This window comes from Paenibacillus sp. UNC217MF, from assembly GCF_000686865.1.
In the GTDB taxonomy this organism is placed as follows: Bacteria; Bacillota; Bacilli; order Paenibacillales; family Paenibacillaceae; genus Paenibacillus_B; species Paenibacillus_B suaedae.
Genome location: NZ_JMLT01000003.1, coordinates 446,346 through 459,830 on the forward strand (window position 1 = coordinate 446,346; position 13,485 = coordinate 459,830).

14 protein-coding genes are annotated in these 13,485 nt (G+C 50.1%); 2 read left to right on the forward strand and 12 right to left on the reverse strand.

Annotated elements, in window-relative coordinates:
* The first annotated feature begins 50 nt into the window (after positions 1-50).
* A complete protein-coding gene (locus BP95_RS0102180; RefSeq protein ID WP_021256813.1) occupies positions 51-1,028 on the forward strand; it encodes a DUF1835 domain-containing protein in 978 nt (325 codons plus the stop codon).
* Between the two features lie 156 nt (positions 1,029-1,184).
* Here BP95_RS0102180 and BP95_RS0102185 read toward each other — a convergent pair whose 3' ends face one another.
* Positions 1,185-2,567: a class I SAM-dependent rRNA methyltransferase gene (locus tag BP95_RS0102185; protein WP_021256814.1), complete on the reverse strand. Its 1,383-nt coding sequence runs from the start codon at positions 2,565-2,567 to the stop codon at positions 1,185-1,187.
* Between the two features lie 105 nt (positions 2,568-2,672).
* Here BP95_RS0102185 and BP95_RS0102190 point away from each other — a divergent pair, with 105 nt between their 5' ends.
* Complete coding sequence (locus BP95_RS0102190) at positions 2,673-3,638, forward strand: Na/Pi cotransporter family protein (RefSeq protein ID WP_021256815.1); 966 nt, start codon at positions 2,673-2,675, stop codon at positions 3,636-3,638.
* Here BP95_RS0102190 and deoC read toward each other — a convergent pair.
* The 11 genes from deoC to grpE all read right to left on the reverse strand — a co-directional run bounded on the left by deoC (position 3,571) and on the right by grpE (position 13,415).
* Positions 3,571-4,284, reverse strand: a complete 714-nt coding sequence (deoC, locus tag BP95_RS0102195) for a deoxyribose-phosphate aldolase (RefSeq protein ID WP_028531295.1) — start codon at positions 4,282-4,284, stop codon at positions 3,571-3,573. The genes BP95_RS0102190 and deoC overlap by 68 nt on opposite strands.
* A 33-nt stretch (positions 4,285-4,317) precedes the next feature.
* Positions 4,318-4,749, reverse strand: coding sequence for an NUDIX hydrolase (locus tag BP95_RS0102200; RefSeq protein WP_028531296.1), 432 nt, complete (start codon positions 4,747-4,749; stop codon positions 4,318-4,320).
* Positions 4,750-4,943: 194 nt separating this feature from the next.
* Positions 4,944-6,284, reverse strand: coding sequence for a tRNA (N(6)-L-threonylcarbamoyladenosine(37)-C(2))-methylthiotransferase MtaB (gene mtaB / locus BP95_RS0102205; protein WP_021256818.1), 1,341 nt, complete (start codon positions 6,282-6,284; stop codon positions 4,944-4,946).
* 3 nt (positions 6,285-6,287) lie between these two features.
* Complete coding sequence (locus BP95_RS0102210; protein WP_028531297.1) at positions 6,288-7,067, reverse strand: 16S rRNA (uracil(1498)-N(3))-methyltransferase; 780 nt, start codon at positions 7,065-7,067, stop codon at positions 6,288-6,290.
* 119 nt (positions 7,068-7,186) lie between these two features.
* The gene (locus BP95_RS0102215; protein ID WP_028531298.1) at positions 7,187-7,870 is read right to left on the reverse strand and encodes a site-2 protease family protein; all 684 of its coding nucleotides are present in this window, start codon (positions 7,868-7,870) and stop codon (positions 7,187-7,189) included.
* Between the two features lie 17 nt (positions 7,871-7,887).
* Positions 7,888-8,868, reverse strand: a complete 981-nt coding sequence (prmA, locus tag BP95_RS0102220; protein ID WP_028531299.1) for a 50S ribosomal protein L11 methyltransferase — start codon at positions 8,866-8,868, stop codon at positions 7,888-7,890.
* 160 nt (positions 8,869-9,028) lie between these two features.
* The gene (locus tag BP95_RS0102225; protein WP_028531300.1) at positions 9,029-9,226 is read right to left on the reverse strand and encodes a hypothetical protein; all 198 of its coding nucleotides are present in this window, start codon (positions 9,224-9,226) and stop codon (positions 9,029-9,031) included.
* Positions 9,223-9,420, reverse strand: a complete 198-nt coding sequence (locus BP95_RS0102230) for a YfhD family protein (protein WP_028531301.1) — start codon at positions 9,418-9,420, stop codon at positions 9,223-9,225. The genes BP95_RS0102225 and BP95_RS0102230 overlap by 4 nt, the downstream gene beginning before the upstream one ends.
* Positions 9,421-9,677: 257 nt before the next feature.
* Positions 9,678-10,799: a molecular chaperone DnaJ gene (dnaJ, locus tag BP95_RS0102235; protein WP_036618714.1), complete on the reverse strand. Its 1,122-nt coding sequence runs from the start codon at positions 10,797-10,799 to the stop codon at positions 9,678-9,680.
* 109 nt (positions 10,800-10,908) lie between these two features.
* Positions 10,909-12,747, reverse strand: coding sequence for a molecular chaperone DnaK (gene dnaK, locus BP95_RS0102240; protein WP_021256825.1), 1,839 nt, complete (start codon positions 12,745-12,747; stop codon positions 10,909-10,911).
* Positions 12,748-12,848: 101 nt separating this feature from the next.
* Complete coding sequence (grpE, locus tag BP95_RS0102245; protein ID WP_051240298.1) at positions 12,849-13,415, reverse strand: nucleotide exchange factor GrpE; 567 nt, start codon at positions 13,413-13,415, stop codon at positions 12,849-12,851.
* Between the last annotated feature and the right edge of the window lie 70 nt (positions 13,416-13,485).

The following is a 13,485-nucleotide window of genomic DNA, read 5'->3' on the forward strand; positions in this document are numbered from 1 at the left end:
CGAGGCTCATGTTCAACCTACCCTCTATTCGAATAAGGAGGCTGATTGTCATGATACATATTGTCAATGGAAATTGTACTGCCATACAGCTAACCAAAGTCGCCGAACAGCTGTGGAATGAGCAGGTATGGGTATATTCAGAGCTGCTGACCGAAGGCCCCGTATACGCTAGGCTTGAGCAGTATCTGGCTTATCGAGCGCTGCAATTGGAGCGAATGTGCGGGCTGCCTTCCACTGTTTTTTTGCAAAGAGGAAATGAACAGGAACGCACGTGGAAATCAGATATTTTGCCTGCTCAAGAGATTGCATTATGGTTCGAACACGATCTGTTCGACATTACCATGCTGCTCCGCTTAGTAGATCGCCTGACACAAGAGAATGCGCATGCCAAGCTATATTGGATCGACATCGCCTCCATTGCTGAACATGATCGCTATCTCGGATTTGGGGCGCTGACGGGAGAGCAGTTGGCCCCTTATCGAGATGCCGCCATACGGTTATCCGCTGAGCACATCGAATGGATGCGTTCTGCTTGGATTGCGTATACAAGTCCAAACCCACTGAAAATTGCACAATGGGCTCAGGAATCAAGCAGTATCCCTGCTCCATTTTGCGCTATTACGGAAGCGCTTCAATTCCACCTCTCCCGTTACCCCTCAACACAGGATGGAATCGGGATTGTAGAGCGATCCACGCTAGGCGCAGTTCAAGATGGAGCTGTTACATTTCAGAAGTGCTTCGAGATTGTTCGCAATCAACTGCCGCAATATGGACTTGGGGATATGCAATTCTGGGGGTACCTGCGCCGAATGACCTGCGGAGACGCTCCTCTGCTCGGGCTATCTCCCTCCTCATCCTCCTTGCCGGAACCTTTCAAGTCTCCATTAGCCGATGCTGGTCACCTCCTCTTAACCAAAAGCGGCCAGCAGGTACTGGATGGCACTCTCAACTGGGCTCAGTCTGGTGGATATGGACGCTGGCTTGGCGGCGCATTTATTACCCGTTCGACAACTGGAATAAGAGCATAGAGTGAGGAAACCGAAGAAATTCAAATATATGCTAACTGCTGACTTTATCCCATATATACAGCAAGCGCCATTCATTGCAGACGATCCCAAACCTGTCTGCAATGAATGGCGCTTTTCTTGTTTATTCTTCCTTATCCTATCGATACTTTAGGAAGATTACTTCGAGCGAACCTCGAAGATGGCGAACTTCAAATAATGGCCTTCATCCACTCCCGCAATTTGCGGGTGATCCTTGCCGGCAGGACGCCATTCGACAAGGCGCAGCACCTTGCCTGCATCCTGGGCTGCATCCAATATCGACTGCATGAACATGTCCGGACGCATATGATAGGAGCAGCTTGCTGTCACAAGATAGCCACCTTCATTGACCAGCTTCATACCATGCAAATTGATGTCCTTGTAGCCCCGATACGCGCCTTCGACAGCACCTCGCGTCTTCGCGAAGGCCGGAGGATCCAACACGACGACATCCCACGTACGTCCGCCTCCAGCAGTCATCGGTTTCGAAGTATCCACCTTCTTCGCACTAGATTCTCCGCTTGCCCGCTGCGTGCGCTCCTCCAAGCCATGAACCTGCTCACGCAAATAAGCGAAGGCATCCGCAACGACAAACTCGACACGGTCTGTAAAGCCGTTTAGTTCGACATTGCGCTTTGCACTCTCGATCGCATGCTCGGAAATATCGAGACAAGTGACCTTCTTGGCTCCATATTTACAAGCATTCAACGTGAAACTTCCTGTGTGAGAGAAGCATTCCAACACCGTCGCACCATCCCACCATGGGAATGTAACCGGCTTTCCCTTCGCATTGAGTGGCAAGCTCTGCACGGTTCCATCCTCGGCCTCTACTTCGCCCATGTGGATGCCGCTGCGAGCTCCCCAGCCTGTCATAAGCGGCGCAATGGAAGCGCGGTTCTCACGCTGGTCGAAGAAGTAGCCTGTCTTCTGTCCTTCTACGATATCAACTTCTATGATAAGCCCGTTCTCCTCTACTTGGACATGGCGCGGACAATCTCCATACAGCACGCCTGTCTTCAGTTCAAGACCCTCACGCTCACGAATTGGCACATCGCTGCGCTCATAGATGCCGCGCGGCTGCATGACATCGACTAGGGCTGCCACCAACGCTTCCCGATGGACATCCATGCCCAGCGTCACAATCTGCACAACGAGAACATCGCCAAAGCGATCCACGATAAGTCCTGGCAGAAAGTCTGCTTCGCCGTATACGAGGCGATAAGCCTTGGCTCCAGGCAGGAAGCGCTGACGATGTGCAACACAACGTTCGATTCGCTCTTTGAAGAAGGCCTCATCCATTGCTTCAATCGGCTCATAGGATACGATGCGCACCGTAATTTGCGAGGCAGGATTATAATAGCCTGTTGCAATGTATTTCCCCTGAGCGTTCTGGACATCGACAAGCATCCCCGGCTGAGGATTTCCTTCGACTGTTTCAATCTCTGATTGATATACCCAAGGATGGGAGCGTTCAATTCTCTTTTTCCGCGAACGGATTAATTTCACATAAGGCCTATTCAATTACAGTTCTCCTCTCAGCTCCAATGGCATGTCATGGTTGTCCACTCGCAAGCATAGAATGGAATAGCTTATTGCGGCGAATTATGGATGACAAAGGAGCCCTTCATGTTTAAAGAAATTTGGTTCCCGCTCCTTAGCGGATTGGCACTGTTTCTATTCGGAATGAAAACGATGGAGCTTGCCCTGCATGCTTGGGCTGGCCCCTACCTGCAGCGGTTTCTACACCGTTCTACCCGCACCCCTATACATGGAATGCTGTTCAGCACAGGCATGACAGCCGTACTGCAGAGCAGCACGGCCATCACGGTCATTACGATAGGTCTGGTCAATGCCGGTATTATGAACTTCTCCCGCACGCTCGGCATCATTCTAGGCACCAATATCGGCACTTGTCTGACAACCGAGTTGATTAGTCTAAATATAAGCCAATTCGCCAAGCCCCTCCTCTTCCTGTCCTTAGCCGGATGGTTCATTGGGGCATTGGCCGACGAATATCAGCCTAAGCTGCTGCATCGCATCGCCTCTTGGTGGCCGCCGCTCCAATTCGGCTCCCTTGCCGCGTCAGGCTTCGCCTTCATTATGCTCGGCATTGAATGGATGAAGCAGATTAGTGAGCCGCTGCAGCAGCGCGGACTATTCACTTGGTTCTTGGAACGATCAAGCGACAGTCTGCTCTGGGCGCTGGCAGCGGGCGTCGTCATAACAGCACTCGTGCACAGCAGTGCAGCTATTATTGCAATGGCCATGGGATTATCAGCTACCGGGGCATTACCCGTTGAAGTTGGCATTGCGATCGCAATTGGATCTAATGTTGGCACCTGCTTCACAGCCGTAATTGCTTCACTTGGCGGGACAAGAAGCGGACAGTTCGTCGCCTGGACCCATGTCGTGCTGAACATTGGCGGCGCTGTCCTATTCTATCCTTTTATCAGCCAAATCGGACAGCTTAGCGCCGTATTTGGCTCCGACGCCGCCGGTCAGATTGCACACGCCCAGACCATTTTTAATATTGCAAGTTCCCTCCTGGCCCTGCCTTTGTGTTACCTGCCGGTTTGGAACCGGATCCGTTAACAATTGCAATACCGAAACTCGTGCCGATGCGCGTTGCTCCCGCTTGAATCATTGCGAGCGCTGCGGCGGTATCCCGAATGCCGCCGGAAGCCTTAACGCCCATATGCACAGGTACATGTGCCCGCAACAGACGAATATCTTCCAGCGTTGCCCCGCCCTTGCCGAAGCCGGTCGACGTTTTGACAAAGTGGGCACCTGCCGCTTCCGATGCTTTGCATGCCGCAATCTTGTGCTCTGTATGGAGAATGCCTGTCTCCAAGGTGACCTTGACGATCGCGCTTCCCTCAACCATCCGGACAACCTGGGCGATATCCTGTTCAACAGCCTTCAGATCTCCGCTTAACAGGCTTCCAATCTGCAGCACCATATCGATCTCAGAAGCCCCGTCCTCTACCGCCCGGGCCGCTTCAAATGCCTTGGCTTGACTGGCACTAGCCCCCAATGGAAACCCGCATACCGCCGTCACATTCACGCCGGTTCCATTCAGTAGATTGCGACAAGCGGATACCCAAGATCCGTTCACGCACACACTGTAGAAGTGATATCGGCTCGCCTCCGCGCACAGCTTCTCAATATCGCGCGCTGTCGCCTCCGGCTTTAACAGGGTATGATCGATATATGGTGCCAATTGAAGCTGATCCGTCATGCAAACTCTCTCCTTCCTGCAATGTGCAGAGAATTAAAGATTTACGGATATGGACAATTCTTCAAATGCCTTTTGCAGGATGTGGTCGTTGTTATCATATCCGAACTCACGCTGCTTCTCCCACGCTTCTTGTGGACTGTACCACTCTACGCTGCGAATTTCCTCAATTTGCGCATGAAGCTTGCCTTCCTCTGCCTCAACGAGGAAATAATGCACCTCTTTATCAATTGTACCCGCTTGTGGTTGTACATATTGATAATAAATGGTATCGAGTTTGGTATCGATTCGTCCATGAATCCCGGTCTCTTCCCATATTTCACGCAACGCCGTCTGTTCAATCGTCTCTCCGGCCTCCATCTTGCCCTTGGCCAGCGAGATCTTGCCATACCGATCTTGGATCAGTTGGATCTCAATTCCTTCCCCTCTTCTGCGGTAAACGACTCCTCCTGCGGATACTTCCTTCATCTTGCGCACCTCCATCTATGTTCGTTACTCCTATGTATATATCCTAACCGAAAAGAAAGAGGATTTCATCCATTCAGCCATTGCTGAGCGGAGAATCCTCCTCGATTCTTTATTCAGTAGTTTCGGTTGTTTCGTTCTCTAGCTTATTGCATTTTTCTCTATTTCCAATAGCCTATCCTGGTTAGACAAGGCGATTAGGAAGCAACATTTGGCTCCTGGCCAATAACGCGTGTAAGAATACCTTGATTCTCATTCACGCCCGCTTCTGTAATTTTCACACGGCATAATTGGCCAATCAAGGACTCATCTCCTTCGAAGATTACTTGAAGGTAATTGTCCGAGTAGCCCATCAGCATGCCAGCACCTTCATCGCCCTTCGTGTTCCGTTCTGGAATCACATCGACAACTTCTCCAACGAACTTCTGTGCATATTCCAGCTGCATTTGTTCAGACAGATCAATCAGCTCATGAACGCGAGCATGCTTCACTTCTTCATCCACTTGATCCTCCATGCGCGCAGCCGGAGTACCTGTACGCTTCGAATACGGGAATACATGCATTTCAGAGAAGCCCACTTGCTTCATAAATTCATAGCCTTGACGGAAATGCTCATCCGTCTCACCTGGGAAGCCTACAATGACGTCTGTCGTAATCGCCACATTCGGCATTGCCTCGCGAATACGAGCAATCTTCTCCGCGAATTCTTGCGTCGTATATTTGCGGCGCATCCGCTTCAATACTTCGTCATTGCCCGCTTGAAGCGGAATATGCAGATGACGGCACATTTTCGAGGACTTGTTCAGTACTTCGATCATGCGATCATCAATTTGGCTGGCTTCAATGGAACTGATACGAATACGCTCAAGCCCCTCTACCTTGTCCAAATCCCACAGCAGATCGGTCAAGTCATAGTTCTCCATATCGTCGCCGTATCCACCGGTATGAATCCCTGTGAGCACAATCTCCTTGTAGCCTGCCGCTACGAGCTGGCGAGCCTGATTCAACACACTCTCCGCTTCACGGCTGCGGGATAGACCACGCGACCAAGGAATAATACAGAATGTACAGAAGTTGTTGCAGCCTTCTTGAATCTTCAAGAACGCACGCGTCCGCTCTGCGAAATCAGGCACGTCCAACTCCTCGAATGCACGTGTCTTCATAATGTTGCGTACCGCATTAATAGGCTGGCGCTGTTCATGCAGCTCACGAATGTAATCCATCAACTTCTCACGATCCTGTGTGCCGATAACGAGATCAACGCCTGGAATGTCAAGAATCTCCGCAGGCGATGTCTGCGCATAGCATCCTGTTACCGCAATAATTGCGTCAGGATTGCGGCGCACAGCGCGACGAATGATTTGACGGCTCTTCTTGTCTCCTGTATTGGTTACGGTACACGTATTAATCAGGTATACATCTGCCGTCTGCTCAAAGTCGACCTGCTCATAGCCTTCATTTTTGAACAATTGCCAGATCGCTTCTGTATCGTAAAAATTGACTTTGCAGCCCAATGTGTAAAATGCTACTGATGGCATCGTTCACATTCCCCCCATTTCTCCGAATTGATACATGATGCAGGCACATGCAGCCATTCCTGCCGTTTCTGCTCGCAATATGCGGCGGCCTAAGCTGACACATCGTGCTCCAGCTTCCACAGCGGAATGAATTTCCTGCGCAGCAAATCCACCCTCAGGCCCGATGACAACCATCATTCGAGCTTGCTTTGCCATACTTCCCTGCATGTCGCCCTGTGTAGGTGCGAACGCTTCTAATACGTCGCGCAGCATCGTCCCTCGCTCATCCTCATAGCAGATAAGAACAAGGTCATAGGATGCGAACTGGGCCGTCAAGGCCTTCCAGTTCATTGATGATGCAATCGTCGGGACAACATTCCGATGAGACTGCTCGGCTGCTTCCTTCGCAATCTTGCCCCAACGCTCCAAGCGCTTCGCTTCCTTCTTGCTGTCGTATTGAACCACTGTCCGTTCTGAGATGAACGGCATGAAATGCACGGCACCAATCTCCGTGCATTTCTGAATGATAAGCTCCATTTTATCGCCTTTCGGCAAGCTTTGCGCAATGGTTACTTGTACGGTCGGCTCTCGGTCGAAGTCCCTCATCTCGACAATTCGAGCTTCTACCCCATCCGCATCGCACTGCTCAATCACGACGACCGCCTCACGCTTCTCCCCATCGCTGACCAATATCTCAGCTCCAGGCTTGAGGCGCATTACGTTCATAATATGGTGGGCATCATTGCCCGTAATTTGTATGCTTTGATCTCCGAACTGCGCGGAGGGCACAAAATATTTCTGCATCGTAATCAACATTCCTCATCATACACGTTTTAATCGGCATTCGCCAGCATTGTCAACATTTTTCACTCGTATTCTGGATACTCCTTAGACAGCGTGGACAGCTTGCTGCGTGGGCTTTCTTAACTGCCTACGATGAACATAGCTGCTCGGGACATCTCCCTCATGATCGGCTGGATCAAGCTGAACAAAGGCCCTAGCGTCTTATCCCGCAACACAGGGATGAACACGATAATCAAGAAGATAAAGATCGACCATTGTTCAATCTGCTGCAGCCGGGAACGTACATGAGCCGGCGCCAAATCTTCCACTATGCGATATCCGTCAAGCGGCGGCAGTGGAATTAAGTTGAACAAGAACAGCAGGACATTGTTCGAGATCAAGAAGGACAAGAAATAAAATAATGCCAAGTGGATCCGATTTCCAGATCCCACATCGACAAACCCAAATTTAAATCCAAGATGAAGCACCAATGTACCAATGAACGCTAATAGCAAGTTGCTGAGCGGTCCGACTGCGGATACAACAATCCCCATTGCACGCGGCTTTTTGAAGTTGTCCCGATTGACTGGGACAGGCCTTGCCCATCCGAAGCCAGCGATGACGAACAACAGCATACCAAGGAAATCAATATGCTTCGTCGGGTTCAAACTGACGCGGCCGAGCATCTTCGCTGTCGGATCACCAAATTTCCATGCGGAGTAAGCATGTGCAAATTCGTGAACTGTGAACGAAATCAACAGTGACAGTACGAGAAAGGGCAGCAACTCCAGCTTGACTACCAGCAGGCTATTTAGAAAATCCATAAATTGTCCCCTCTCCTCTATTCAAACGGCTTGCGCGCAACGAATGCAATCCAGTCTTCTTCCCGGTGCTTCGCTTCAACAATGAAGCCTTTCGCGAGCAAATCCTGCTCCACGACGTCTTCTTTATTTTTGTAAATGCCTGACGCGATGTAAACTCCGCCCGGCTGCAATGCTTCGTAGACATCCGAGACGAACAGCAAAATGATCTCCGCCAAAATATTGGCCACTACGATCTGAACCGGAAGCTGCACACCAAGCTCCTGCTCTTCATCGGTACCGCTCGTTTTGATAATACTAAGCAGATCGCCTTCTCGGATCGTAATTTCATCGGCTAGACCGTTCAAGCTGGCATTTTCCTTCGCACTTAATACCGCAACCGGATCCAGATCAATCGCAAGCACATGCTTGGCGCCAAGCTTGCAAGCTCCGATTGCCAATATGCCTGAGCCTGTCCCAACATCAATGACATCTTCTCCGCCTTGAACGACACTTTCCAAGGTACGCAAGCAGAGCGAGGTCGTCGGATGCGTTCCCGTTCCGAATGCCATCCCTGGATCCAGCTCAATAATCTGCTCACCTTCTTGCGCCGTGTAGGACTCCCATGGCGGCTTAATGGTCAATCGCTCTGTAACACGCGCTGGCTTGAAATACTGCTTCCATGCATTTGCCCAGTCATCCTCATGAACCGTCTTCCACGAAATTAGAGCTTCACCCGGATCGATCTGATAGCTTCTGAGTTCTTCAATACGCTCACGAATGACCGCTTCTACTTCCTTCAAATCCGTTCCATCTGCAAAATATCCTTGTACGACTGCTTGTCCCTCAGGGATATCGTTCAGTGGAGATTGATACAATTCCCCATACGTTGTATCGCGCTGCTTGTTAAGCGTCCCCGATTCTTCAATCGTCACGCCCCCAGCGCCAGCCTCATGCAAAAAGTTCGATATCATTTCAATTGCTTCTTCGGTTGTATGTATCGTTAATTCATGCCAATGCACGATCGTACATCCTCCTATACATCTTAAAATAGCTACACATTCTATTTATTGTACACAAAAACAAAACTCCATACAACGAGCGTTCACTAAGGAGCGCTATCGCTGTGGAGTTTTGCCTCTTTATGTTGATTCATTCAACGCATTATTCAGTTGTTGGCGCTCACTTGGAGGCTTCGCCTAAATGGTCGCGGATGAGCGCATAGGCCCGATCCAGCACGTCCTCTCCAACATCCGCGCTGACCATGTAATAGTCGTCGCCTGCCGTAATACGTATGTCTTGCCCTCTTAATGCCCCCAGCTTGCGCTCACATACATCTGCAGCCGAAGCATGCTCAAACGTAGCTGTTATGCGTGTCACGACTGTTCCGCACGCTCATCGGCCTGATTCGCACGCTCTAATGCCTTTAAGTCATCGCGATCCGCCTCTTCATATGAAAATTCCACATCCTCAAACTTGCCGTCCGCTGGGACAGCCTGTTGATTAATGTCCGCATCTGCCTGCTCGCTGTAAGCGCTTGAGGGGCGGTTATGCGTATCATGGAAATTGTTCATCGGTGCGCCTCCTTCGGGTTCGTCATCAATATATCTCCTCCATAACTTGAGTCATTTCCCATCGGATTATGCATATGGCGTAAATACAGTCGTATATAGTTCTCTAGGAAACAATAAAAAGGATCACAACATACGCATTGAAAATCTCAATACGTTCGTTGTGATCCTTCTCTATGCTCCAACCGAAATTATGAACATATACATGAATGATAAATGGTATGGACAAATCCGCCAATCGCAGTTGTATGAAATTATTGTTAATCTCCGCGGAAAGCACGCTTCATCTTATCAAAGAACGATTCTTCATTCCCGCCGTAGTTCGGATGTTCGCCACTCTTCTCCGCGAATTGGCGAAGCAGCTCCTTCTGCTCGTCAGACAGCTTCGTCGGTGTCACGATAACAACCTTAACATGCTGATCGCCCTGACCGGAACCGCGCAGGCGAGGAACCCCTTTGTTGCGCAGGCGGAAGAACGTGCCCGTCTGTGTGCCAGCCGGTATTTTCAGCTTCACCTTCTCCGTCAGCGTCGGAATTTCAATTTCGTCGCCAAGCGCTGCTTGCGCGAACGTAAGCGGAATCTCGCAATAGATATCGTCCCCGTCACGCTCGAAGAACTCGTGTCGTTTCACGCGGATTACGATATACAGATCCCCACTCGGTCCGCCGCGAAGTCCACTTTCCCCTTCGCCGCTCATGCGCAGCTGTGCGCCATCATCGACACCCGCAGGAATGCGGACATGAATTTTGCGCTGTTTCTTCACAGTACCCGCACCGTGACATGTTCCACACTTCTCACGAATAATTTTGCCTCGGCCTTGACATGTCGAACATGCACGACGGTTGACCATGCGGCCAAACGGCGTATTCTGCACGACTTCTTGCTGTCCTGTTCCGTGGCAAGTCGTACACGCATCTGGCTTCGTTCCCGGCTTCGCTCCAGAACCATAGCATGTGTCGCATTGCTCGGTACGCGGGATGGTAATATCCATCTCTTTGCCAAATACAGCTTCCTTGAATTCGATCGTCATCGTGTACTGCAAATCTCCGCCACGCTGAGGCGCGTTCGGATCCTTGCTGCGGCCACCGCCGCCGAAGAACATATCGAAGATATCGCCAAATCCACCGAAGTCGCCTCCGCCGCCACCCATACCTTGGTTCGGATCGACATGACCGTATTGGTCATACATTGCCCGTTTTTGATTGTCACTTAGCACATCGTACGCTTCTTTGACTTCCTTGAACTTGTCTTCTGCGTCCGCGGCCTTGTTGACATCCGGGTGATATTGGCGTGCGAGCTTGCGATACGCCTTCTTAATCTCGTCGTCGCCAGAACCTTTGGCAACGCCAAGCACTTCATAATAATCTCGTTTCGCCACTATTCCACCCCCATACGCTTTCGTAGATACCTCTATAGAAGACTATACGAATTCACTGCAAAAGGAAAGTCAAAGCCGAGTGCTCCCGGCTTTGACCTCACCATCGAAAAGCTTATTTCTTGTCTTCGTCTACGACTTCATAATCAGCATCAACGACGTTGTCTTTCTTCGCTGCGCCTTGCTCTGGCTCTTGGCCTTGTGCTGCTTGCTGAGCTTGAGCAGCTTGCTCATACAGCTTCACAGACAACTGCTGTACGATTTGCGTCAATTCTTCTGTTGCTGCTTTGATCTCGTCAACGTTGTTGCTTTCGAGTGCTTTTTTCACTTTTTCTTTTGCTTCGTTTGCTTTATCTACTTCAGCCTGGTCAACCTTGTCGCCCAAGTCTTTAATTGTTTTCTCCGTTGTGTATACCAATTGGTCAGCGCTGTTCTTCACTTCGACCATTTCTTTGCGCTTGTTGTCTTCTTCCGCATGCATTTCTGCTTCCTTCATCATGCGGTCGATTTCCTCATCGTTCAAGCCGCTGGAGGAAGTAATTGTGATGTTTTGAGTCTTACCAGTACCTTTGTCTTGTGCAGATACTTTTACGATACCATTCGCATCGATATCGAAGCTAACTTCGATTTGTGGCACTCCGCGTGGAGCTGGTGGGATATCCGCCAGCATAAAGCGGCCAAGTGTCTTGTTGTCAGCAGCCATGGAGCGCTCACCTTGAAGCACATGGATTTCTACGCTCGTTTGGTTGTCTGCATAAGTCGAGAACACTTGCGACTTGCTTGTAGGAATCGTAGTGTTGCGCTCGATCATCTTCGTGAATACGCCGCCTGCTGTTTCGATACCGAGGGACAATGGTGTTACGTCGAGCAATACAACGTCCTTCACGTCGCCAGTCAATACGCCAGCTTGAACGGCTGCACCAAGTGCAACCACTTCATCCGGGTTAACGCCTTTGTGAGGCTCTTTGCCTGTAAGCTTCTTGATTGCTTCTTGTACCGCTGGGATACGAGTAGAACCGCCGACAAGAACGATCTTGTCGATGTCAGCAGGAGTCATGCCTGCATCTTGCATTGCTTGGCGAGTTGGGCCAAGTGTACGCTCAACCAAGTTCTCAGACAATTCTTCGAACTTCGCACGAGTCAAGTTTACTTCCAAGTGCTGAGGCACTCCATCAACAACCGTGATGAACGGCAAGCTGATTGTTGTTGTCATTACGCCAGACAATTCTTTTTTCGCTTTTTCAGCAGCATCTTTCAAGCGTTGTACAGCTGCTTTGTCTTTAGCCAAGTCAATGCCATGCTCTTTCTTGAATTCTGCAGCCAAGTAATCGATGATCACTTGGTCGAAGTCGTCGCCGCCCAATTGGTTGTCGCCGCTTGTCGCTTTAACTTCGAAGAAGCCGTCGCCGAGCTCAAGGATCGATACGTCGAATGTACCGCCGCCCAAGTCGTATACGAGGATCGTTTGATCGTTTTCTTTGTCTGCGCCGTAAGCAAGTGCTGCCGCTGTAGGCTCGTTGACGATACGAAGAACTTCAAGACCTGCGATTTTACCAGCGTCCTTCGTTGCTTGACGTTGGGAATCGTTGAAGTATGCAGGAACTGTGATTACGGCTTGAGTAACCGGTTGGCCCAAATAAGCTTCTGCATCGGATTTCAATTTTTGCAAAATGATTGCGGAAAGCTCTTGCGGTGTGAAGTCTTTGCCATCAATTGATGTTTTATGGTTTGTTCCCATATGACGCTTAATGGAGATCACGGTACGATCAGGATTTGTGATCGCTTGACGCTTCGCTGTTTCACCAACAACGCGCTCTCCATCCTTCTTGAAACCTAATACGGAAGGGGTTGTGCGCGCACCTTCTGGGTTCGGAATAACGACAGCTTCGCCGCCTTCCATAACCGCAACGCAAGAGTTTGTTGTACCTAAGTCAATACCAATTACTTTACTCATGAATATATCCTCCTCTAACTAACTTCGATTCTCATTTATCATGAATTTCTTAATGTGATGTGCTCATACATTGGCCGTGTAATCCGGCTTGTACGTTCACGTTATCCGCTAACTTTGACCATTGCCGGACGCAATACTTTGTCCTTCAGCAAGTAGCCCTTCTGCAGTTCTTCAACTACAGTGCCTTCTTCAAATTCATCAGTTTCGACTGTCATTACCGCTTGATGGAATTCTGGATTGAAAGGCTGGCCGACAGCTTCCATCGGCTTCACACCTTCCTGCTCCAGCACTTGGCCCAACTGGCGGAAGATCATGTCTACCCCTTTGATGAATGATTCAGCTTCGCTCGCCGCTTGCTCAGTTGCAAGTGCGCGCTCGAAGTTGTCGAGCACAGGAAGCAGCTCGGTAACGAGCTTCGCAGAAGCATACTTCGCGAGATCTTCCTTCTCCTTCAGTGTGCGGCGGCGGAAGTTATCGAAGTCTGCCTGCGCACGCAAGAAGCGCTGCTGGTATTCCTCTGCTTCTGCTTTTGCTTTGGCAAGCTCAGCATCCTCCACTGCACCTTCGCTCGAAGAAGTATTCCCTTCGCTGGACTCCGCTGTCGCGTTATCAGCAGCAGGAATGTCTTCTGTATGATTATGGGCAGCTTGTGCCGCCTCTTCATTCATCGTTTCAGTTGCGATGTTCTCTTCTTTTTCTGGGTTCAACCCCTTCACCTCCCCTTCGTAGTTCAATACT